Below are 22,927 nucleotides of genomic sequence, written 5' to 3' on the forward strand. Positions count from 1 at the left end.
GTGAGGTTGTTATGCAACAGAAACTCACGCAGTTCTCGTTAACCGGTGCCGCCGTCACTATTCTGCTGATGATTGCACCCCAGGAAGCCTTTGCCATGCATATCATGGAGGGCTTTTTACCGCCGATGTGGGCGATTGCCTGGTGGCTGATTTTCCTGCCGTTCCTCGGCGCGGGGATTGTCCGCCTTAAAGCGATTGTTCAGGAAGATGCCAACCAGAAAGTTCTGCTGGCACTGTGCGGCGCCTTTATCTTTGTACTTTCCGCGCTGAAGATCCCGTCAGTGACCGGCAGCTGCTCTCATCCTACCGGGGTGGCGCTGGCGGTGATCCTGTTCGGGCCATCCGTGGTGGCTGTGCTCGGCTCCATCGTGCTGCTGTTCCAGGCGTTACTGCTGGCACACGGCGGCCTGACCACCCTCGGTGCCAACGGCATGTCGATGGCGGTTATCGGACCGATCGCCGGTTATCTGGTCTGGCGTTTTACCACCAAACTGGGCTGGCGTAAGGATATCTGCGTCTTCCTTGTCGCGGTGATAGCGGATTTAACCACCTATTTTGTCACTTCAGTACAGCTCGGGGTTGCTTTCCCGGATCCGCAGATGGGGATGGGTGCAGCGATCCTGAAATTCATGGGTATCTTCTGTCTGACCCAGGTACCGATTGCGATTGCGGAAGGTCTGCTGACGGTACTGGTTTATGATCAGCTGGTGAAACGTAACCTGGTGGGTAACGAGGTGCATTCATGAAAAAGACACTGATTTTACTGTTTCTGACTGTCGCAATTTTTATCATCCCGTTCTTTATCGATCATGGCGGTGAATACGGCGGTTCAGACGATCAGGCAGAACAGCAGATCCTGGCTATCGCGCCGGATTATGAACCCTGGTTTGAGTCTCTGTACGAACCGGCCAGCGGTGAAATCGAGAGTCTGCTGTTTACATTACAGGGCTGTCTGGGCACTGCAGTGATTTTCTACGTGCTCGGTTACTACCGCAGCGGCCGGAAAAATGCAAAGCCTTGATGCACTGAGTTATCAAAGCCGCTGGCGTCAGCGTGACCCGGGGGTGAAATTCGCCTTCTGGGTCGTGATGATGGTTCTGGCGATGAGCCTGCCACCAGCCGGCCAGGCGGCTTTGTTGCTGTGTATTGCGGCGTTTACCTGCTGGTTACTGCGGGTATCGCCGCTCCGCTATCTTAAATGGCTGCTGATCCCGTTCAGTTTTCTGGCGGTGGGACTGGTGGCCATTATTATCTCTTTTGCCCGCACACCGGATACGCTGTTGTGGGGTGTTCAGATTGGTCACTACTGGGTGGGCCTCGATCCCGCCGGTCTCACCACCGCCAATCAGACCTTCTGGCGCAGCATGGCGGCTCTCGCTGCCACCTTCTGGTTTATGCTCAATATGCCGTTTGAGCAGTTGATTAAACTGATGAAACGCGGTCGTCTGCCGCTGGTGCTGATTGAGCAGATCCTGCTGACCTGGCGCTTTATCTTTATCTTTCTGGAAGAAGCCGCCACCATTTACCACGCACAATCCCTGCGCTTCGGCTACCGCAACCTGCGCACCGGCTACCGCTCACTGGCGATGCTGGTCACCATGCTGTTTTCCCGCGTGATGATGCGCTATCAGCAAATGTCTGTCGCACTGAATGTGAAGCTCTATCAGGGAGATTTCCACCTATGAATCATCACCCGCAATTATCAGTCAGCGGTCTCACATTCCGCTATCAGGACGATAATATCCTGAAAAACCTGACAATGGATTTCAGCGCACACCAGGTCACCGGGATTATCGGTGCCAATGGCTGCGGAAAATCCACCCTGTTTATGAACCTGTCCGGTATTCTGAAACCGCAGGACGGTCAGGTGAACTGGCGGGGTAATCCGCTGAAATACGACAAAAAATCCCTGCTGGAATTGCGTCAGCATGTGGTGACCGTTTTTCAGGATCCGGATATGCAGATTTTCTATACGGATGTGGACAGTGATATCGCTTTCGCCCTGCGCAATCTCGGGGCGGAAGAGGATGAAATCAAACGCCGTACCGATGAGGCACTGCATCTGGTGGATGCGCTCGCCTTCCGCGACAAACCGGTGCAGCACCTGAGTTTCGGTCAGAAAAAACGTGTGGCAATTGCCGGGGCGCTGGTGATGCAGTCAGACTATCTGCTGCTCGATGAACCGACGGCGGGGCTGGATCCGGCCGGACGTCAGCAGATGATCGATCTGCTGGCCCGTATTGCCGCGGCCGGTAAACACATTGTGATTTCCAGCCATGACATTGATCTGATTTATCAGGTCTGTGATGGTATTTATGTGATGTCGCACGGCGAAGTGTGCGGCCACGGCACGCCGGAATCCGTTTTCCTGCAAAAAGAGATGATCACTGCCGCCGGGCTGGAACAGCCGTGGCTGGTCAAACTCCACTGCGAAACCGGACTGCCGCTGTGCAAAACTGAACAGGCGCTGTTTGCACAATTGCAGCAGCAGACAACCCCCGCCGCCGGAACACACGAGGTAATGGCATGACATTTTCACTGATGATCCAGGGTACGGCTTCCGATGTCGGAAAAAGTGTATTAGTCGCCGGATTCTGCCGGATTTTTTCTCAGGACGGGTATCATTGTGCGCCGTTCAAATCACAGAATATGGCACTGAACTCGGGGATCACCCGTGACGGCAAAGAGATGGGCCGTGCTCAGATCTTTCAGGCGGAAGCTGCCGGTACCGAACCGGATGTGCGCATGAACCCGGTTCTGCTCAAACCGACCTCTGACCGTAAATCCCAGGTTATTTTGATGGGAAAAGTCGCGCAGAATATGGATGCTGCGGAGTATCACCTCTACAAACCGCAGCTGAAAGCCATGATCCGCGATGTTTACAATGACCTGGCTTCTGAGCACGATATCATTGTGCTGGAAGGCGCGGGCAGCCCGGCGGAGATCAATCTGCGCGACGGCGACATTGTGAATATGGGCATGGCGGAGATGATAGACGCGCCGGTGATCCTGGTAGCGGATATCGATCGCGGTGGTGTGTTCGCCTCCATTTACGGCACACTCGCCCTGCTGACAGACGACGAACGCGCCCGTGTGATCGGCGTGATCATCAATAAATTCCGCGGTGATGTCGCCCTGCTGATGCCGGGCATAAAACAAATCGAAGATCTGACCGGCGTACCGGTGCTCGGCGTGCTGCCGTGGCTGGATGTGGATCTGGAAGATGAGGACGGTGTCGCGTTACAGGTCGGCAAATATGACGGCAAAACCGAAGAAGTGCTGGATATTGTGGTGGTTCAGCTGCCGCACATTGCCAACTTTACCGATTTCAATGCCCTTGCCGCCCAGCCGGATGTCCGTCTGCGTTATGAATCCGATCCGCTGCTGGTTGGTGAGCCGGATCTGCTGATTATCCCCGGCAGCAAAAATACCCTCGGTGACCTGCTGTGGCTGCGCCAGAAAGGAATGGATAAAGCCATTCTCACCCGCCATGCACAGGGCACACCGGTTGCCGGGATCTGCGGCGGCTATCAGATCCTCGGCAAACATATTTATGATGATGTCGAATCCGGATTATCCGATCTGCCGGGACTGGGACTGCTCGATATCACCACCCGCTTCTCACCGGAAAAAAATACCACCCAAACCGCCGGAACCGTGTGCGGCGCACTGCCGGGGATCTGGTCTGCCTGTCAGGGTGAACCGATCAGCGGTTACGAGATCCACATGGGTGTGTCCGAAACCGGTGCGGATGCCATCCCGTTTGCACAGATGCATGAGAAAAACCGCGAGCCGTGCAACCATGCTGACGGCGCGGTCAGCCCGGACGGCAGTGTGATGGGCTCTTATCTGCACGGTATTTTTGACCGCAACAATTTCACCCGTCCGCTGCTTAATCAGCTGCGGGAAAAGAAAGGGCTGGAGCCGCTGCCGGAAAGCATCTTTGACTATGCATTGCACAAAGAGCAGCAGTTTAATATTCTGGCGCAGCAGATGCGGGAACACCTCAATATTGATGAAATCTGCCGTCTGATGTATGCACACAAGGAGAAAACAGCATGATTTTAATCACCGGCGGAGCCAGGAGCGGTAAAAGCAGTTTTGCCGAAGAACTGGTGGATAACCGCTGTCACAGTGCGCTCTATATCGCCACGTCCGTTATCACGGATGATGAAATGGCCGCCCGCGTGGCGCGACATCAGGCTGATCGTCCGCAGCACTGGCGCACCAGGGAAGGTTTTAAAAACATTGCTCATGCTATCCGCTATGAACGCAAACCCGGCGAGGGGGTGATGCTGGAATGTATCACCACGCTGATTGCCAATCTGCTTTATGATGCCTCGGGCGGTGCGGACCCGGACACGCTGGATTATGCAAAACTGGAGATCGGCATCAACAGCGAAATCGACCATATTATTGATGCCTGCAAAGAGAGTGAATGCCCGGTGTATATCGTCACCAACGAACTGGGAATGAGCATCACACCGGAAAACCGGCTGGCACGCCATTTTGTCGATATCGCCGGGCGTATTAACCAAAAACTCGCCCGTCAGGCCGAACAGGTCTGGCTGGTGGTCTCCGGGATCGGAGTTCAGATCAAATGAACCTGAAATACCTGTGGGCGACACTCCAGTTTATTACCCGTATTCCGGTGCCGCAGCGCTGGAGTGAAGGTACGGAGTTTCAGCAGTACGGCCGCGGTGTGCCGTTTTTTCCGGTGGTCGGACTGATTGCCGGGATCATTGCAACACTGCTGACGGTGTGGATTGCGCAGGCGACTCACAGTCCGCTGATCGCCGCGCTGGCCTATGTACTGGCACTGATCCTGATCACCGGCGGTTTTCACCTCGATGGCCTGGCAGATACCTGTGATGGTATTTTCTCCGCCCGCAAACGCGAAAGAATGCTGGAGATCATGCGCGACAGCCGCATCGGTACACATGGCTGTCTGGCACTGATTTTTGCCCTGATGGCGAAATCCGCTGCCGCGTATGAGCTTCTCGCCTCCTCTTCCCTTTCCCTGACCGCCGCTGCCGGATTGCTGATTTGCGCCCCGGTCGCAGGCCGCACCTGTATGTCACTGGTGATGTACAACCAGCGCTACGCCCGTGAAGGGGAAGGCATGGGCAATATTTATATCGGCCGTATCACTCTGCACCGGTTTGTCATCACTCTCGCCACCGGCGCGGTGATTGTCACGGTTGCAGGCGGAATGAAAGCCCTCGGCGCACTGATTATCACCGCCTTTATTATTTACGGGCTGGGGCGTTATTTCCGCCACCACCTCGGCGGACAAACCGGGGACACACTTGGTGCCGCTGAAGAGTGCGGGGAAATTATCTTCCTGCTCGCGCTGTTCTGGGTGTAAGCGGATGAGTATCAGCCGCTTTATTCTTGTCCGCCACGGGGAAACCGCCGGGAACAAAGACGGCTTGTTCTACGGCAGCACCGATTTGCCGCTGACGGAACACGGCCACCGCCAGGCAGCCGCAGTGGCCGCTTATCTGCATGATATTCATATAGATACTATACTGATCAGTGAATTACAGCGGGCAAGACAGACAGCGGAATACATCCGCGCCCCGGAAAATCATCACTATCACTGCGACCCGCGCCTCAATGAGATGCACTTCGGCGAGTGGGAAATGCAGCATTACCGTGAGATTGCCGCCCGTTTCCCGGCGGACTGGGAGACCTGGATGAATGACTGGCTGCATGCCGCGCCGACCGGCGGCGAGCCGTTCCCGCAGTTTGCGGCGAGGGTTCAGGCGCTGGCGGATGAACTGCGCCGGGAGGCATCAGACACCCCGGCAACCCGGCTGATTGTCGCCCACAAGGGCGTGCTCGGGCTTATCATCACCCGCTGGTTCGGCCTGCCCGCAGAGGCCATGTGGCAATTCCCCTGTGAACAGGACAGTTACAGTGTGGCGGAATGCCGCGACGGATTTATGACGTTAGCTGTGTTTAACGGGCGATCACGTTTTACGCCTGTTGTTTGATTATAAAAACAGAATGTGAGCATAAAAACAATGACAACACTGAAAGACCTGATCCGCGCGATCCCGCCTCTGAATCACGCGGCCATGCAGGCGGCAGAGCAGCATATCAACGGGTTGGCCAAGCCGCCGCGCAGTCTCGGCCGCCTGGAAGATCTGGCGGTGCATCTTGCCGGCATGCCGGGGATTGACCATCCGGATAATCTGCCGAAAGAAATTATTGTAATGTGTGCGGATCACGGCGTATTTGCAGAAGGTGTCGCCGTTACCCCGCAGGAAGTCACTGCTATCCAGGCGCGCAATATCCAGAAACAGCTGACCGGTGTCTGCGCGGTTGCCCGCAGCAGCGGCACCAGCGTACTGCCGGTGGATATCGGCATTGACTGCGATCCGATCGATAACATGATTTCCCTGAAACTGGCACGCGGCTGCGGCAATATCGCCAAAGGCCCGGCAATGTCTTATGCCGATGCAGAGCATCTGCTGGTTGCCAGTGCAGAGCTGGTAAAACAGCGGGTTGCCGCCGGGATCCGCGTTGTCGGCACCGGGGAACTGGGGATCGCCAATACCACCCCGGCGTCTGCGATGATCAGCGTCCTGTGCGGGCTTGATCCGCATGATACCGTCGGTATCGGCGCCAATCTGCCGCTGGATCGCGTCTCGCACAAAGAAGCGATCGTCAGACAGGCTATCGCGGTGAACAAGCCGGATCCTGCAGATGCTATTGATGTGCTTGCCAAAGTCGGCGGGTATGATCTGACCGGCATGACCGGTGTGATTCTGGGTGCCGCCGTCTGCGGTATTCCTGTCGTGCTCGACGGCTTTTTATCTTACGCCTGCGCCATCGCGGCCTGCCGTCTGGCGCCTGCTGTCCGGGACTATCTGATCCCGTCCCACTTTTCTGCCGAGAAAGGCGCGGGTATCGCGCTTGAACAGCTCGGTCTGAAACCTTTCTTATATTTGGATCTCCGGCTGGGTGAAGGCAGCGGTGCGGCATTAGCCATGTCCGTTATTAATGCCGCATGCAGCATGTATTGTCATATGGGGCATCAGGCCGGGAGTGGTTTCACTCTGCCGCCATCCCCCACCCGGTAAAATGGATTATATTTTTAGGGAGTAAAACGCCATGCGAAAGAAGATCCCGAAAACGGATTTACTGATCACCTTCGAAGCTGTTGCACAGTATGAGAGCTACACCCGGGCAGCGGAAGAGTTATCACTGACCCAGAGCGCGGTTTTCCGTCAGATAGCCGCGCTGGAAGAATTTCTGAATGTGTCGCTGTTTCATCATGTCCGCAAACGCATTTTCCTCAGTGATGCCGGAAAACATTACCTCGGACTGGTGCATGACACGCTGGATAAGCTGGAGAAAGACACCCGGGATATTATGTCCTGGCAGTCATCACAGCAGCTGTTTGAACTGGCGGTAACGCCGACCTTCAGTACACACTGGCTGATCCCGAACTTACAAAGCTTCCGGGAGAAACACCCGGAAATCGCATTAAGTATCAGCGCATTAACCACCCCGGCAGACTTTACCAGCCTGAAATACGATGCGGCGATCATGCGTGAGGATTTCTGTAATCCGTGGCCGGATTTTGAATATCTGTTTGAGGAAGAGCTGGTACCGGTCTGCAGCCGCATGCTGTGGCGGGATGACAGTATCAAACTCACCACCAGCCAGGTGCTGGAAGAGTTTACCCTGCTGCATCAGACCACCCGCCTCGATGCCTGGAGTGACTGGTTCCAGCTCTCCGGCATTCACAATCCGAAAACCCGGGTCGGCCCGCGCTTTGATCTGCTTTCGATGCTGATCTCCGCTATCCGCTCAAATCTCGGCGTGGCATTACTGCCGCGTTTTGCTATCCAGAAAGATCTGGAAAACGGCGATCTGGTGATCCCGTGCGACCTGCCGATGAGTACCGGTAACCGCTTTGTCCTTACTTATAAAGAGGACAAAAAAGGATCACTCAATCTGCGGAAATTCAGTGACTGGATCCATGAGAAATCACGGGAAAAAGAACTGATTTTGTCTTAATCAATACGTCCTCTGCTGATACAGAGGGCGTGCTTTTTGTTGTCTGCATTATCCGGATAACAATACGTCACCTCTGTTTTTTAATATAAAAATATAATATCAAAATAAATATAAATACTTCACAAAAAGATATATTTGAACCCGTCATATATCGCCTGCTATATTACCCGCGCAGATAAATTATGTACAAGCCTGTTTTTATCATTATTTATTTCATTGCCAAACTGACAATCTGATATACTTATCTCATATCACATTATTTTACGAGGCAAACATGAAAGTCAGCATAAACAATTTTAATCAAAACATCATTTCAATGATAAAAAATCCGGATTTATCAGAAGGTGAGGATATCCTTATTTATGATGATAATAATGAGTTAGCGGGTGTCATAATCCAACCCAAACTTTATCAGTTTATCATTAATAAGATAAACGAAATTGAAGATGCTGAAGATAGTGCTGTCAGTTACAGCCATGATTCAGACACCATATCACTGGATGATCTATTAAAGGAATAACAATGGATAACCCTGAGTTTACGGATGAACGCAACGACAACGAAATTGATAAAAAACTGGCAGAGCAGGCCGAAATGGAAAGGCTGAGTTTTACCAGACAAAGTATCAAAAATTTTAAAACGCTGGAGCAGTTATTAGAGGAGAATAAATAATGTATAACGTTAAATTCTCCCCGAAAGCTGAAAAAGAATTAAAAAAACTGGATAATGTATACCGGAAGCGGCTGTTAAACAAATTAGTTCTTTTAAAAGAGAGTCCGCGTTCAGGACCTAATATAAAATCAATGCAGGGAACAACTAACCGCTATCGTTACCGGATGGGAGATATCCGTGCCATATATGATATTATTGATGATGAACTTGTTGTTTTAATAGTAAAAGTTGGCTGGCGCGGCGATATTTATGATTAACCGGAATCTTATTTTGTGAAGACGTGATACCAAACAGTATCACGTCTTTATTATGAGGAATAATTACTTTTTATCTTCCGCGATACGCTTACGGATATTCTCTGCGCGCTCTGTGGTCGGCGGGTGAGAATCAAACATGCTGTTCTGCCCTTTATCCATTTTCGCGAGTTTTTCAAAACTGGTCGCCAGACCTTCAGTGGAAATGCCGCGTTTTTTCAGCAAATCATAAGAGTAATTGTCGGCCTCCGTTTCCTGATGCTGAGAGAACTGGGCATTCACCAGTTTTACCCCCATATCAGCAAACTGAGAATTACTCAGCTGGGATGCAATACCGCCCGCTGAACCTGCTGCGGTTTTTGCCGCCACGGCAGCATAAGCCACCTGCATGGCTTTCTTAGTATGGCCGAGACCGACATGTCCTAATTCATGCCCGAGAACACCTTCGATTTCATTGTCATTCATCATGTCCATCAGGCCGCTGTAAACACGGACACAGCCGTTCGCCATCGCCCAGGCATTCGGCTCATTGGTCATATACACTTTGTAATTCACTTTGGTGCCGTTAACGTCAGAGCCCAATGATTTGGCAATTTTATTCATACGGGCAGTATACTGGCTTGATGCCGGTGCGACCTGGTTTTGGGCATCCATCTCTTTACAGGCGCCGTCAGTCAGTTTCACCATATCCGCATCGGTCAGGGTTGCGGCCTGAAATAACTGACCACCGGACTGTGCCAGCGAGTCGTAATTCATATTCTGGCAACCGGCCAGAACAACAGCAGATACCGCGAGAGCAGAGAGTGTCTTTAATTTCATTATATTCGTTTCCGTTTTTTACAGGGTATATCTCCTGCCTTTGAAAATATCAATACAGGTTTATCCGGCACCAGCAGTCTATTCTGAAAAACAGCCATAACACTGCCGTACCGGCAAAAAAAATCGCCCCGTATCAACGGAGCGATTGTAATGACAAACTGTATTTACGGGATGAATTACCAGTCGATACCTTTCTGTGCCTGAATGCCGCTGTCAAATGCGTGTTTAACCGGACGCAGTTCACTGACGGTGTCTGCCAGATCTGTGATATCCCGGTGACATCCCCGGCCGGTAATAATCACGCTCTGGTTTTCAGGGCGGTTTTTCAGGTAACTGATAATCTCATCCAGGTCGATATAACCGTAGCGCACCATATAAGTCAGTTCGTCCAGCACCACAAGGTCATAAGACGGATCCTGTAACATTGCTTTACCGAACTGCCATACTTCCTGTGCCGCTTTGGTGTCGCCTTCTTTATCCTGCGTGTTCCAGGTAAAACCGGTGGCCATAATATGAAATTCAACCCCCAGTTTTTCCAGCACATTGCGCTCGCCGCACTCCCACTGGCCTTTGATAAACTGCACCACGCCCACTTTCATACCGTGTCCGGCGGCGCGTGTCGCGGTACCAAAGGCCGCTGTGGATTTCCCTTTCCCGTTACCGGTGAAGACCATCAGGACCCCGCCGGTCTTCTGAGCCGCGGCAACGCGCCCGTCGACATGCTCTTTCAGTTTCTGTTGCCGTTGTTGATAACGTTCGTCGCTCATGCAAACTCCTCAGGGAAAGTGTTGGCTCAGGCAGGCTGGCCTGCCACGCATTTCTCACATTTTTTCGTCTGAACCTGTTCGAAGAAGTTGTTCCCTTTATCATCCACCAGGATAAAGGCCGGGAGCCCTTCCACTTCCATTTTCCAGACCGCTTCCATACCCAGTTCAGGGTATTCCAGAATGTCCAGGCTCTTCACATATTCCTGAGCCAGAATCGCCGCAGAACCGCCGATGCTGCCCAGATAGAAGCCGCCGTGTGCTTTACAGGAATCGGTCACCGCCTGACTGCGGTTTCCTTTTGCCAGCATAAGCATACTGCCGCCCTGCGACTGGAACAAGTCCACATACGGATCCATCCGGTTACCGGTGGTCGGGCCGAGAGAGCCGGAAACCAGGTCTTCCGGTTTTTTCGCCGGACCTGCATAGTACACCATATGATCTTTGAAATACTGCGGTAATCCCTGTCCGCTGTCCAGACGCTCTTTCAGTTTCATATGCGCGATATCACGGGCAATGATGAGCGGGCCGCTGAGAGAGACACGGGTGGAGACCGGATATTTGCTCAGCTCTTTCAGGATTTCCGCCATCGGCCGGTTCAGGTCGATGCTGACCATGTCGCTTTCATTCTCTTTGCGCATCGATTCCGGAATGTAGCTTGCCGGGTTGTATTCCAGTTTCTCCAGCCAGATCCCGTCTTTGGTGATCTTCCCTTTGATATTACGGTCAGACGAACAGGACAATGCCAGACCAATCGGGCAGGAACCGCCGTGACGCGGCAGGCGGATCACACGGATATCGTGGGCAAAATATTTACCGCCGAACTGAGCACCGAAACCGAACTCACGGGTGGCTTCCAGCAGTTCCTGCTCCAGCTCACGATCACGGAAGGCACGTCCCAGCTCATTACCGGTATCCGGCAGATTGTCATAATATTTGGTTGATGCCAGTTTCACCGTTTTCAGGTTCATTTCCGGTGAGGTGCCGCCGATACAGAACGCAATATGGTACGGCGGGCAGGCAGTGGTGCCGAGATACTTCATTTTGTCGATCAGGAATGCTTTCAGGCGATCATGTTCCAGAATCGCTTTGGTTTCCTGATACAGCGCGGTTTTGTTGGCAGAGCCGCCGCCTTTGTTGATAAACAGGAAGTGATATTCCGCGCCTTCGGTGGCCAGGATATCAATCTGTGCCGGTAAGTTAGTGCCGGTATTCACTTCCGTGTACATATCCAGCGCCGCATTCTGTGAGTAACGCAGGTTCTCACGCTGGAATGTGTTGTAGATACCACGGGATAAGCATTCCGCATCATTGACACCGGTCCACACCTGCTGGCCTTTTTTCGCCACGATAGTCGCGGTACCGGTATCCTGACAGTTCGGCAGAACCCCTTTGGCAGAAATTTCCGCATTGCGCAGCAGTTGCAGCGCGACATATTTGTCGTTTTCGCTGGCGTCAGGATCGCTTAAAATCTGCGCCACCTGTTTCTGGTGTGCCGGACGGAGGAAATAGGAAGCATCATGCACGGCCTGCTGAGCAATCAGCGTCAGCGCTTCAGGTTCAACCTTAAGCATCTCACGGCCTTCAAATGTCGCCGTGGAAACATGCTCCCTGCTCAGCAAATAATAGTCCGTTTTATCTTCCGATAACGGGAATGGCTCCTGATACTCAAAAGTTTTATTTGTCATTATATTCACTCGTATTAAATCAGAAAAATGAAGAACCTATTGACTCATAATTTAAAAAATAAAATTACCTGTCCCGATTATGGTGGCTTATTGTGCACGAAAACAAATGATTAAAATGAAGAAGTTGGTGAATTTCATGAAGGAACAGACCGGTATAACACCACTGTTTAACAATTAAAAAATCAATGTCAAAACAACCAGATAAACTATTAATTAACGATTTTAAAATGAGAAAATAACATATTGTCGTTACATTTGATGATTGGATTAAATTTATAAAATAAAAACCTAAAGTTTATTTTATAAAAAGTGAGATCTTAATACAGAAATACAGATCAATGAAAATGTAAAAGTGTTAAGCGGGTCATGAGATACAAACGTCAGATATAAAAAAACACAGGTGAAAACCCGCACCTGTGTTTTTTTCATACCTGAAATACGTTTTCAGCCTGCTTTTTTCAGCAGCTCCGGCTCTGCCATATCAACAACCGTTACCGGCGCTTTTCCGTGGCAACCTTCCCCGTAATGTTCGCCTTCCCAGCGTCCGACAATCGCGGCGCCCATGGCGTTACTCATCACGTTAGTTGCGGAGCGGCCCATATCGAGGAACGGATCGACGCCCATCAGCAGAATTAATCCGGCTTCCGGAATATTAAACTGTGTCAGTGTGGCGGCAATCACCACCAGCGAGGCACGTGGCACACCGGCCATACCTTTGGATGTCAGCATCAGGATCAGCAGCATGGTTATCTGATCCCCCATGGAAATCTCAATATTACAGGCCTGGGCGATAAAGATAACCGCGAAAGAGCAGTACGCCATAGAACCGACGAGGTTAAAGGAATAACCAATCGGCAGCACAAAGCTGGCAATTTTATTGGAAACACCGAACTGCTCGAGCTGCTTCAGTGTGCCCGGGAAAGCCGCTTCGGAACTGGAGGTGGTAAATGCCAGCAGCGCCGGTTCGGTAATCCCTTTGGTCAGCCGCAGAATACAGCGCCCGGTGATCAGTACCGCCAGGCCGATTAACACCAGCCATAATGTTGCCAGTGTCAGGTAGAATTCACCCATAAAAATACCGGCTTCCAGCAGCACCACCAGCCCGCGCTCGGCGATCATACCGGAAATGGCGGCAAACACCGTCAGCGGGGCAAACAACATGACATAGCCGGTCAGTTTCAGCATCAGGCTGACGACGGACTCCAGCAATGTCAGAATCGGTCTGCCTTTCTCACCGATTGCGGAAAGCGCTATTCCCATAAAAATAGAGAAAACAACAATCTGCAAAATCTCATTACGGGCCATAGCATCAACGATACTGGTCGGGATCAGATGGGCGATAAAATTTTTCACCGAAAACGCGGCGGTCGCCACATTGTCCACCACCGTATCCGCCGGTGCCACAAAGTTAATTCCCGCACCCGGTTTAAGCAGGTTAACAATCACCAGCCCGAGTGTAATCGAAATAAAAGAAGCGCAGACAAACAAAAACAGTGTCTTGGAGAAGACCCGGCCGAGTGTCCGCGCATCCCCCATTTTCGCAATACCCACCACCAGCGTGGAGACGATCAGCGGCGCGATAATCATTTTAATCAATCGCAGGAAAATATCCGTCACCACTGAGATATCAGCGGAATATTGCTGATTAAACCCGGGTGTGGCCAGTTTATTCAGCGCAAAGCCGACAATCACCCCGATAAATAACGCAGCCACAATCCAGGTTGTTAAACTTCTTGACTTCATACTATCTCCATAATGCTGATGTACTTAATCCCCCGGAGACTTTAAAAAATCTGATTAATTTCTTCTGAGCCTGACAGCCGCAGAAAAAATCATGAGCAGAAAGTGAGGGAGTTCAGAACAAAACTGACATCTGCCTTTAACAAAATGAACAATAAAATACACCGCTATTGACATAGTGATGTGTTATTTTACTGGGCGGACCGTACATTATTCCGCCATTACTTTGTTGCAGATAAAGGATTCCGTAACAGATGTTACGTAATAAAGTGTATTTTAAACCATTTTTTACATCACATTAACAATGATGTTGTTTTTTTATACTACCGGCCGGTTTTCAGATGAAAAATACGGCTCTCCTGAAATCATACTCTTTTTTTATTTGATGTCCCTCTCTTTTATTGTTTAATTTTTTGTTGCTGATAAAATCATCACTTTATTATTTTTCATTAAAAAAATTAATGTTAAAGGCGGCATCACATGCCGCCTTTAACATCTCCGGTGAAAAAACACTTATTTCGGCTGAATACCAAAACCGCTGAAATTACCGGTCTGTGTGATAAAGGTATTGTAGTATTCATTTTCCGCCACCGTATTGGATGACGCGGACCCGGCGGAAGCAGACACCAGATCCATCATGGTCTGGTGGATCTCTTTTTTCAGATCGTCATGAATATCCGGATTATCCGATTCTTTAATCTGCTTCAGCAGCCCGGTTAATTTCAGGGCCTGTTTCTGCGTTTCCGCATCTTTAAACTGCGGCTCCGGAATAGTGTAATCGAAGGTCATATTCACCGAGTCTTTCAGCTCATCACCCGGCGCAACCGGCTGTAATTTTTCGCCGTAATCCGATTCGATATAGGCCATCAGTTCTGCTTTATCAAAACACTTGGTTTTAATATTGCCGGCAGACTGGCGGTTACTGGTGGTAATCTCTGCCGGGAACGCCGTACCGACAGGGTAACTGCAATTAAACAGATTGTGGTCAATCAGGGTGGCATTGCTGCTGCGTACCGGCATCTGCAAATCATGGCCGTTAATGGTGACATCATACAGCGCCGGTTTAAAGCGATCGCTCTGCCCTTCCACCGCATAGATCTCAGACAGCATATAATAGACGTGATTATCCGGGTTAATAATGCCGCCGCTGTTATTGTCATACACCATAAAATTCTGTTTCTCACCCTTCGCATTCTCAATGCTGTGCATACCCGGTGATAATGTCAGTTTCCCGGTGGTACCCGGTTCGGTGGTGTATTCTTTATCATCCACTTTAAAGGTCAGTGTGGTGTCAGCCGGGTTGCTGTACCAGAATTCATTTTTCGTGCTGTCCGGATCCAGGCTGTCACAGGCGGCCATTAATAATACGGCAGAACCTAATACACTTAGTTTTAATGCGGTTTTCATAATCGGTCTCATCATATTGTTCTGAACACAGTCCCGATGTTATCAATCCTTATTTACCCGGCATAGGATAAATTACCGGCAAACGCCGGGGCAGAAAAACACAATAATCAGGCAAAGCCGGAAAATAACAGAATGATGATTTATACGGCCGGGGAATAACATGTATTTTCCGACGTTTCTTTTTTATTATCACCAATCTGCATTATTACTGTCACAAACAGAAGAATAGTAAAAAAGCAGATTATTTTAATTCGTTATTAATATTTAACTATTCGTCATCCGGTGATGTTATCGCGCATTATGTGCACCCTGACAATATTTCTGTATGACAATCCCCGGTTCAGTGATATGTTTTTTTTATTACTTTATTTCTGTGCCGGATAATCATCATGATAATTTTTTTTGCTGTGGCGCTCGCTCACTTTATCGCTCTGATAAGCCCCGGGCCTGATTTTCTGCTGATTATAAAAAGTACCCTGCGTAACAGCAGACGGGTGGCATTCGGTGTTGTCTCCGGTATTGCCACTGCCAATGCGCTGTATATTGTACTCTGTCTGGCCGGAGCAGGCGCTATCCTCGCACAATCTGTCACACTGATGATTCTGATTAAATTGTTTGGCGGAGTATTCCTGCTCTTTATCGCATGGCAGGCATTACAGGCCAGGAAATCTGATTACCGTTTTCTGATGGCACAGGCAGCAGAAGATAAAAATACGCATCCGCAGAGTACGTTCACCAAAGAATTTCTGATCGGCTTATCCTCCGGCCTGTTAAATCCCAAGAATTTATTATTCTATTTAAGTTTGTTTACTGTTGTGCTGGAAAGTCAGGATAATTCCGCACTATTTAAAACCGGTATTGCACTCTGGATGGTGATGGCCGTATTAATCTGGGACAGTCTGATTATGTATCTTCTGACCCGTCCCGCAGTACGTCAGCAATTTAATCGCTGTGCCTTCTGGATTGATAAAACCGCCGGTATTATTCTCGGTATGGTCGGACTGAAAATTATTCATATGACATTTAAAAGCACGCCCTAACTTAATCAGGATATTAACGTGACTGCTGTTTTACGCCATTGTTTTACCGCCCTGCTGATTATTTTTATTTCATTGCAAACGGCTGTCGCCGGGAAAGATATCCCGGCTGAAATAAACGGCCTTAAAGGCACACTGACACTGCCGGACAACAGCACGCCGAAAGGTGTCATCCTGTTTATTGCCGGTTCCGGCCCGGTGGACCGGGACGGTAACAGCCCGGGCAGTCAGACCGATAATCTGCGGATGCTGGGCGATGCCCTGAGTGATGCCGGTTATATCACACTGCGGACAGACAAAGCCGGAACGGGTGCCGGTGCGGCAGCCGTTAACCCGGCAGATATCACCTTTGCCGGTTATCTGAGTGATTATCAGGCGTGGTTTGATTTTCTGCAAAAGCGCTATCCGGACACCCCGGTGTATCTGCTCGGCCACAGCGAAGGGGCGTTATTTGCCACCCTGATGGCACAACAGCATAAACCGGCAGGGATTATCCTGGTTTCACCCGCAGGATATACCATCGATATTATCCTGAAAAAACAAATGCGTACTCAGCCATTCCCGCCGGAAGCACTGACCTATATCAACGATGTGATTGACCGGCTGAAAGCAGAGAAAACCGCGGAGAATGTGCCGCCGTCTCTCAATATTCTGTTCGCCCCGGAATTACAACGCTATTTTATGGCGTGGATGCAGTATGACCCGGCAGAAGAGCTGGCAAAAGTGACCGTTCCGGGACTGATTATTCAGGGTGGTCATGACTGTCAAATCCCTCCGGAAAACGGCGAACGGCTTATCCGTACCGCACCGGATAATCAGTATGCGGAGATAGCAACCATGAATCACGTTCTGAAAGCGACCCCTGCTGATTGTGCGGCGGCCATCGGCAGTTACAATAATCCGGCGCTGCCGCTGCACCCGGATCTGGTTCCTGCCATTACCCTGTTTTTATCCGCCCGCTGACATGACGTCAGCGGGTATATTCCGTCAGGGTGTTTTTTTCAGTGTCTGCAGGAAATTATTATAAATTTCAGTGAAATCATCTTTAAAGCCTGGGAATTCCGCGAGACTTTTAATATTCAGGGTAATATGCATCATAAAACCGTGGATCAGACTGCATAACAGATAAGGGTCATACTCTTTAATTACCTGCTCTGCCTTCAGCTGACTGATAATATTATCCACCCGGCTGCTGATATAGCGCCGGTTAATATCCTCAAATTCATACCACCCGGCGACCGGCATCACTTCCTGAACCGGAATCAGTTCCCGGTAATGCTGTTCCAGATAATTCATGAAACTGCAGACAACAAGCTGCAGCTCTTCCCATTTATCCGCCAGAGGTTCAATATTACCGAGGACAGTACTGATTTTTTGCAGCTGTATTTCATAGCAGTGCAATAACAGGTCACTTTTACTTTTAAAGTGGTGATAAAACGCCCCTTTTGTGACCCGGGCATCACGGGCAATTTCATCAATCGAAACGGACTGATAGCCTTTTTCAATAAAAAGTCCGTGTGCCGAAATCAGTAATGCCTGCCGCGTCCGTGCTGAATTTTCCTGTTGCCTGGTCAGTGTGTTCATGGTAAAAATGCCCTGTTACATACTATCAGTATGTAATCGTATCATAGTATTTTTTTGGGTGCCAATAAACGGAAATCCTTATGCTTAAACATGATAACACTGTCACGGAATCCGTTGATTCCGTACCGGTCACCGATAAAGAACAGGATGACAATGCCTTTTATCTCAGCGTGATAAAAGACATTATTTTGTGGATTGAGCATAACCTGGATAAGTCACTGCAACTGGATGTGGTAGCTGAACGTTCCGGCTATACCAAATGGTATTTTCAGCGGATTTTTAAACGGTTTACCAACATGACGCTGGCAGGCTATATCCGCCGCCGCCGTCTGACAAAAGCTGCCACCGAATTACGGCTGACCACACAAAACATCGGCGATATCGCACTGAAGTATCAGTTTGATTCCCAGCAATCTTTTGCCCGGCGTTTTAAGGCGGTCTTTAATATGACCCCGACAGAATACCGCCGCAATCCCAACTGGGATCTGACAACGCTGCAACCGCCGGTACAGCTGGAAATGCCGCCGCTGCCGCAACCGGACATTATTATGCTGGACGAGATCCCTGTTATGGAAAAGGGCTATCACTACCAGTCACCGCTGGATGAAATCGGCCATCTGCATGAAGAGATCCGCACGACATTCTGGCGGGACTTTATCCGTCTGGTGTCACCGGACCTTCCGTACTGTTATGTCCGCACCGCCTATGACAGAACACCGGATCAACCGGAATGTATTGCTATCGGCTATCATATCGGGGTGGATGATCCGGCCTTTATTGTACAGGAAAACGCATTAATACCGGCGGTGATTAACCGCGGGAAATATGCAAAATTCCACTTTGACGGCTTATTCCGTGACTACCGTGACTTTACCTTCAATGTGTATTTATACGCATTACCACAACTCGGATTATGCCGCCGTCCGGGTCTGGATATTGAAAAATATACCCGTACTGAAGCGATAACGGATAATCCGCCGGAGCATCTGTGTGTGGATTATTATATTCCGGTACTTTAACTCCCCTCACTTTTCTTCCTGTTTATGCCTGTTATTTTCTGTTACATAAAAATAACCGGCATCTGATATAATATTGATTACGGTCAGTAAATCAAAGCACGGTTATTTACCGGTTGTAATATACTATACCTTCATTACTCAGTATAAATACGTCACCCTCCGGCAGTTAAATACAATTACCACGGACGGACCTATGAATAAACTGACTCCGCTGAAACCTGTTCCTTCCTTAATTGCAGTTCTTATTACCTGTATTATCTGGTTTGCTGTTCCGGTACCCGATGGTGTTGATCCGAATGCCTGGCATCTGCTCGCACTGTTTGTCGGCACCATTGCCGCGATTATCGGTAAAGCAATGCCAATCGGGGCGGTCTCCATGGTCGCGATTGCCCTCGTCGCCCTGACCGGCGTGACCAATCCCGGCTCCGCGAAAGCCGCACTCGCTGATGCTCTGAGTGGTTTCTCCAATGAGCTTATCTGGCTTATCGGGGTCTCTATTATGGTCTCCCTCAGCCTGAATAAAACCGGGCTCGGTGCGCGTATCGGGTATTATTTTATTTCCCTGTTCGGGAAGAAAACACTGGGTATCGCTTATTCCCTGGCGATCGCCGAAACCGTGCTGGCACCGGTGACGCCCAGTAATACCGCACGCGGCGGCGGGATCATCCATCCGATTATGCGCTCTATCGCGGACAGCTTCGGTTCAAAAGCCGATGACGGTACCAGCGGGAAAATCGGCCGTTATCTGGCGCTGGTGAATTACAATACCAACCCTATCACGTCCGCCATGTTTATCACCGCTACCGCACCTAACCCGCTGATTGTGTCACTGATTATGCAGGAAGCAGGAACAGGGGCGGAACTGAGCTGGTCGATGTGGGCAGTGGCCGCGTTTTTACCGGCACTGATCTCACTGATCACCATGCCGCTGGTGATCTATTTTCTGTATAAACCGGAGATCACCGCCACCCCGGATGCCCCGGATTTTGCCCGTGAGCGGCTCCGCGAACTCGGCCCGGTTTCCCTGCCGGAAAAAATCACACTCGCGGTCTTTATCCTGCTGCTGGCATTGTGGGCCGGCGTTCCGGGCTGGCTGTTCGGCAGTGAACATAATGTGAACCCGACCACCGCCGCCTTTATCGGCCTTGCCGCCCTGTTGTGCAGCGGTGTGCTGAGCTGGGATGATGTGCTGAAAAACAAAGGGGCGTGGGATACGGTAGTCTGGTTCGCCGCGCTGGTGATGATGGCATCGTTCCTCGGCAAACTCGGGCTGATAACCTGGGTCTCCCTGACGGTCGGCGGCGGTATTGATCATCTCGGGATCGGCTGGACCGGCGGGATGCTGCTGCTGGTGTTGTTCTATGTCTATTCCCACTACTTTTTTGCCAGTACCACGGCGCATATCACCGCCATGTTTGCCGCGTTTTATGCCGCAGGGCTGGCACTCGGCGCACCGCCGATGCTGCTCGGGCTGACCCTGGCGTTTTCCTCCTCGCTGATGATGTCACTGACTCATTACGGTACCGGTACTGCGCCGATTATTTTCGGTTCCGGTTACACCACACTCGGTGAATGGTGGAAAACCGGCCTGGTGATGAGCATCGTCAACCTGGTTATCTGGATTATCGTTGGCAGCCTGTGGTGGAAACTCCTCGGATACTGGTAACCGATTGACCGGAATCATCTTCCTGAGTGTATTCTTTGCCTAATTAAGAATTATCGCATAACGAATACTTATATACTGACCCCGCCGTTTTTATCAGTGCTATCAGGGGAGATGATGCAAAAGGAGATTGTACAGCCGGTATCTGCGGACACCGGTGCAATTGAACAGTTCGCGGAGAACCCGTCGCCCTGTGCGACGCTGACCCCGTCAGCGGAGACCCGTTATCAGAAAGCGATGGAGCAGACTGACAATTATCACTGCCGTTATAATCCGTCCTATGCCCTGCTGGATAACGCAGAGCCCGCGCCGGTCATTCCCGCAGCCCTGTTCCGCAACGGATGCCCTGCCACACATACCGATGAAAAGCACGCGGGAACCATTACACGGGCGATGGCATCCGTTCTCCGCCTCAGCGGACTCACCGACACCCGTCCGGCGCGTTTCCTGCTGCTGACACCACCGCCGTCTTCCCGGCACCCGTCTTCTCCGTACAATGAATACGACACCCCGCGGTTTCCTGAGCTGACGCAGTTTGCACCGGTAAAAGAGTGCGTTACCGCTGTTTTTTCTGATGGTCAGCCGAATACTGTGCTGGCCTGGGCGGTGCTGATGGAATGGGCGCAGAAATGTGATCCGGTGTATCTCTTTGCCGCCGCACATCATGCCGTGCAGTTCGCACAGCACAGCCCGGCACCTTTTGCCCTGAAAGGGGATATCCGCATACTGAGCAGTCACGGCCGGAGCAGCCACCGCAGGATCATCACCGATAAACTGCCGCAGACACTGCTGGCACCGTCCGTCATCATCCGTGAAATCTACAGTACACCGGCACACCCGCTGCATTATATCAGTTGTCAGGAAGGGCATTTCCATATTCCGCAGTTTGCCCGCTTTATGCTGGTTGGTGAGAATGGCTATCCGGCAGCGGAAGGCAATACCGGCCTGTTACAGCTGAATACCCCGCTGCTCACACCGCTGCCCGCCCAGCGCCTGCTGACGACCGATGTCTGTGAACAGGGCACCGGCTGTGCCTGCGGCAGCATGCTGCCCTGGATATATTTCCGGGGCAGTATTACGGCACGGGACAGCTTCAGCGGGGATGAAATAGGATGACAAACGCTATCAGTACGCGCATTTCAGCCATCAAAGAGCGCCTGTCGGCAATGCTCAGCCGTAAACCGGTATTTTCCGCCGACCCGGCCACACACTCATTCTGTCAGATGCGTCTGCAGTGGCTGGCTGACACCCGCGCCATTGATACCGCCGCAGAAAGTGCTCTCAGCGGCACACAATGGTATGCGGCAGAACGTGTGCTGATTATTGATAACGGTCATAACCCGCTGACCACGGCGGAGCTGGTCATCGCTGCTTATATCACCGGTACCGCTGTCCGTATCAGAGCCCGTAACCTCAGCGACTGGCTCACGATGCTGTGCGGACAACCGGGGGCGGACAACATCGCCTGTGAATTTGCCGATCCGGCGCAGAGTGAGACCGCGTTACTCCGTGATACCGATACCGTGGTGGTGACCGGAACCGATACCCTGATCCGTCACTGGCGGAAAATCACCCCGCCGCATATCCGCCTGACCGAAAACGGGCCGAAGATCAGCGCAATGGCGATCAGCGGCTCGGATTTACCTGCCCCGGAACTGATCCTGTGGGATACCTGCCTGTTCTTCAGGGAAGTAAGCAACTCGCCGCGCTTTATTCTCCTCGACAGTCCGATGATGGCGGAACGGCTGTACAGCTCGCTGTCACAGGTGCTGGATGAACTGCCCCGTTTGCCGCAGCATATCCGTTTACTGCAGATGATGAAGGCACGGGAGCTGACACTGCGTCATGTGCTGGCACCGGATTTCCGGCCGCCGGTTTACAGCGGGGCATCCGGCTGGGGACTGACATTACAGAGGAAATTTGAACCGTCACACTGGCTGCCTTACGGTTTTAATCTGATCGCCGGTGATCCGGCAGAGCACCTGAAACAGGCGGCAAAACAGTGGCCCGGTCAGTTACAGACACTGGGCTGTCACGGCCGTCCGGATCTGCTGCCGCTCAGGGCATCGCGCTTTTTACGTCACTGTAATACCGGGCAGATGCACAATCCGCCGTTCAGCTTTTCCGCGCTGATAACCCCGGTACAAAATGATATCCGCCTGCGGTGAAATAACACACCGCCGGCTTACGCAGGCTGACATTTGATCTGCTATTATTATTCGTCTCAGCAAAATCACGGATTCGAT

The 22,927-nt window shown here is 51.0% G+C and carries 25 protein-coding genes; 19 read left to right on the forward strand and 6 right to left on the reverse strand.

The window, feature by feature from the left end; translation table 11 throughout:
* The first annotated feature begins 11 nt into the window (after positions 1 to 11).
* From U868_RS0117010 to U868_RS0117070, 13 genes are all read left to right on the forward strand, one after another.
* On the forward strand, positions 12 to 746 hold the full coding sequence (locus tag U868_RS0117010) for an energy-coupling factor ABC transporter permease (protein ID WP_025154341.1): 735 nt from the start codon (positions 12 to 14) through the stop codon (positions 744 to 746).
* Positions 743 to 1,021 carry an energy-coupling factor ABC transporter substrate-binding protein gene (locus tag U868_RS0117015; protein WP_024472830.1) on the forward strand — a complete coding sequence of 93 codons (279 nt, stop codon included), beginning with the start codon at positions 743 to 745 and terminating at the stop codon, positions 1,019 to 1,021. Before U868_RS0117010 ends, U868_RS0117015 begins: the two co-directional genes overlap by 4 nt.
* Positions 1,008 to 1,685 (forward strand): energy-coupling factor ABC transporter transmembrane protein, encoded by a 678-nt coding sequence (locus U868_RS0117020; protein WP_025154342.1) that lies wholly within the window; start codon positions 1,008 to 1,010, stop codon positions 1,683 to 1,685. The genes U868_RS0117015 and U868_RS0117020 overlap by 14 nt, the downstream gene beginning before the upstream one ends.
* The gene (locus U868_RS0117025) at positions 1,682 to 2,530 is read left to right on the forward strand and encodes an ATP-binding cassette domain-containing protein (RefSeq protein WP_025154343.1); all 849 of its coding nucleotides are present in this window, start codon (positions 1,682 to 1,684) and stop codon (positions 2,528 to 2,530) included. The genes U868_RS0117020 and U868_RS0117025 overlap by 4 nt, the downstream gene beginning before the upstream one ends.
* Positions 2,527 to 4,062, forward strand: a complete 1,536-nt coding sequence (locus U868_RS0117030; protein WP_025154344.1) for a cobyric acid synthase — start codon at positions 2,527 to 2,529, stop codon at positions 4,060 to 4,062. The genes U868_RS0117025 and U868_RS0117030 overlap by 4 nt, the downstream gene beginning before the upstream one ends.
* Positions 4,059 to 4,604, forward strand: a complete 546-nt coding sequence (gene cobU / locus U868_RS0117035) for a bifunctional adenosylcobinamide kinase/adenosylcobinamide-phosphate guanylyltransferase (RefSeq protein WP_025154345.1) — start codon at positions 4,059 to 4,061, stop codon at positions 4,602 to 4,604. Before U868_RS0117030 ends, cobU begins: the two co-directional genes overlap by 4 nt.
* On the forward strand, positions 4,601 to 5,368 hold the full coding sequence (cobS, locus tag U868_RS0117040; RefSeq protein WP_025154346.1) for an adenosylcobinamide-GDP ribazoletransferase: 768 nt from the start codon (positions 4,601 to 4,603) through the stop codon (positions 5,366 to 5,368). The genes cobU and cobS overlap by 4 nt, the downstream gene beginning before the upstream one ends.
* Positions 5,369 to 5,372: 4 nt before the next feature.
* Positions 5,373 to 5,999, forward strand: a complete 627-nt coding sequence (gene cobC / locus U868_RS0117045; protein ID WP_025154347.1) for an alpha-ribazole phosphatase — start codon at positions 5,373 to 5,375, stop codon at positions 5,997 to 5,999.
* A gap of 30 nt (positions 6,000 to 6,029) precedes the next feature.
* Complete coding sequence (gene cobT / locus U868_RS0117050) at positions 6,030 to 7,091, forward strand: nicotinate-nucleotide--dimethylbenzimidazole phosphoribosyltransferase (RefSeq protein ID WP_025154348.1); 1,062 nt, start codon at positions 6,030 to 6,032, stop codon at positions 7,089 to 7,091.
* 31 nt (positions 7,092 to 7,122) lie between these two features.
* Positions 7,123 to 8,034 (forward strand): LysR substrate-binding domain-containing protein, encoded by a 912-nt coding sequence (locus U868_RS0117055; protein ID WP_025154349.1) that lies wholly within the window; start codon positions 7,123 to 7,125, stop codon positions 8,032 to 8,034.
* Positions 8,035 to 8,308: 274 nt separating this feature from the next.
* Positions 8,309 to 8,554, forward strand: coding sequence for a hypothetical protein (locus tag U868_RS0117060; RefSeq protein WP_025154350.1), 246 nt, complete (start codon positions 8,309 to 8,311; stop codon positions 8,552 to 8,554).
* Positions 8,555 to 8,556: 2 nt separating this feature from the next.
* Positions 8,557 to 8,706 carry a hypothetical protein gene (locus U868_RS25575; protein ID WP_162817250.1) on the forward strand — a complete coding sequence of 50 codons (150 nt, stop codon included), beginning with the start codon at positions 8,557 to 8,559 and terminating at the stop codon, positions 8,704 to 8,706.
* Positions 8,706 to 8,963 (forward strand): type II toxin-antitoxin system RelE family toxin, encoded by a 258-nt coding sequence (locus tag U868_RS0117070; protein ID WP_029991253.1) that lies wholly within the window; start codon positions 8,706 to 8,708, stop codon positions 8,961 to 8,963. The genes U868_RS25575 and U868_RS0117070 overlap by 1 nt, the downstream gene beginning before the upstream one ends.
* Positions 8,964 to 9,026: 63 nt before the next feature.
* Here U868_RS0117070 and U868_RS0117075 read toward each other — a convergent pair whose 3' ends face one another.
* The 5 genes from U868_RS0117075 to U868_RS0117095 form a co-directional block, all read right to left on the reverse strand.
* Entirely contained in the window at positions 9,027 to 9,779 is a 753-nt protein-coding gene (locus tag U868_RS0117075) for a M48 family metalloprotease (protein WP_025154352.1), read from the reverse strand.
* A gap of 176 nt (positions 9,780 to 9,955) precedes the next feature.
* A complete protein-coding gene (gene cobO / locus U868_RS0117080; RefSeq protein ID WP_024472838.1) occupies positions 9,956 to 10,546 on the reverse strand; it encodes a cob(I)yrinic acid a,c-diamide adenosyltransferase in 591 nt (196 codons plus the stop codon).
* A 26-nt stretch (positions 10,547 to 10,572) separates the two neighbouring features.
* A complete protein-coding gene (locus U868_RS0117085; RefSeq protein WP_025154353.1) occupies positions 10,573 to 12,231 on the reverse strand; it encodes a fumarate hydratase in 1,659 nt (552 codons plus the stop codon).
* Positions 12,232 to 12,675: 444 nt separating this feature from the next.
* Positions 12,676 to 13,974, reverse strand: coding sequence for a dicarboxylate/amino acid:cation symporter (locus U868_RS0117090; protein WP_025154354.1), 1,299 nt, complete (start codon positions 13,972 to 13,974; stop codon positions 12,676 to 12,678).
* A gap of 510 nt (positions 13,975 to 14,484) precedes the next feature.
* Positions 14,485 to 15,378, reverse strand: coding sequence for a hypothetical protein (locus U868_RS0117095; protein WP_025154355.1), 894 nt, complete (start codon positions 15,376 to 15,378; stop codon positions 14,485 to 14,487).
* 389 nt (positions 15,379 to 15,767) lie between these two features.
* Between U868_RS0117095 and U868_RS0117100 the strand changes: the two genes are divergently transcribed.
* Positions 15,768 to 16,418, forward strand: a complete 651-nt coding sequence (locus U868_RS0117100) for a LysE family translocator (RefSeq protein ID WP_029991256.1) — start codon at positions 15,768 to 15,770, stop codon at positions 16,416 to 16,418.
* 18 nt (positions 16,419 to 16,436) lie between these two features.
* Positions 16,437 to 17,378: an alpha/beta hydrolase gene (locus tag U868_RS0117105; protein WP_025154357.1), complete on the forward strand. Its 942-nt coding sequence runs from the start codon at positions 16,437 to 16,439 to the stop codon at positions 17,376 to 17,378.
* A 24-nt stretch (positions 17,379 to 17,402) separates the two neighbouring features.
* On the opposite strand, the gene U868_RS0117110 is transcribed toward U868_RS0117105, so the two are convergent.
* The gene (locus U868_RS0117110) at positions 17,403 to 17,999 is read right to left on the reverse strand and encodes a TetR/AcrR family transcriptional regulator (RefSeq protein ID WP_025154358.1); all 597 of its coding nucleotides are present in this window, start codon (positions 17,997 to 17,999) and stop codon (positions 17,403 to 17,405) included.
* Positions 18,000 to 18,079: 80 nt separating this feature from the next.
* Between U868_RS0117110 and U868_RS0117115 the strand changes: the two genes are divergently transcribed.
* From U868_RS0117115 to U868_RS0117130, 4 genes are all read left to right on the forward strand, one after another.
* Positions 18,080 to 19,018, forward strand: a complete 939-nt coding sequence (locus tag U868_RS0117115) for a helix-turn-helix domain-containing protein (protein ID WP_025154359.1) — start codon at positions 18,080 to 18,082, stop codon at positions 19,016 to 19,018.
* A gap of 193 nt (positions 19,019 to 19,211) precedes the next feature.
* Positions 19,212 to 20,684 carry a DASS family sodium-coupled anion symporter gene (locus U868_RS0117120; protein ID WP_025154360.1) on the forward strand — a complete coding sequence of 491 codons (1,473 nt, stop codon included), beginning with the start codon at positions 19,212 to 19,214 and terminating at the stop codon, positions 20,682 to 20,684.
* A gap of 111 nt (positions 20,685 to 20,795) precedes the next feature.
* Positions 20,796 to 21,797, forward strand: a complete 1,002-nt coding sequence (locus U868_RS26005) for a hypothetical protein (protein WP_240182736.1) — start codon at positions 20,796 to 20,798, stop codon at positions 21,795 to 21,797.
* Positions 21,794 to 22,849 (forward strand): hypothetical protein, encoded by a 1,056-nt coding sequence (locus U868_RS0117130; protein WP_025154362.1) that lies wholly within the window; start codon positions 21,794 to 21,796, stop codon positions 22,847 to 22,849. The genes U868_RS26005 and U868_RS0117130 overlap by 4 nt, the downstream gene beginning before the upstream one ends.
* Positions 22,850 to 22,927: the final 78 nt, after the last annotated feature.

Origin of the sequence: Morganella morganii H1r (genome assembly GCF_000633515.1) — a bacterium.
Lineage (GTDB): Bacteria > Pseudomonadota > Gammaproteobacteria > Enterobacterales > Enterobacteriaceae > Morganella > Morganella morganii_B.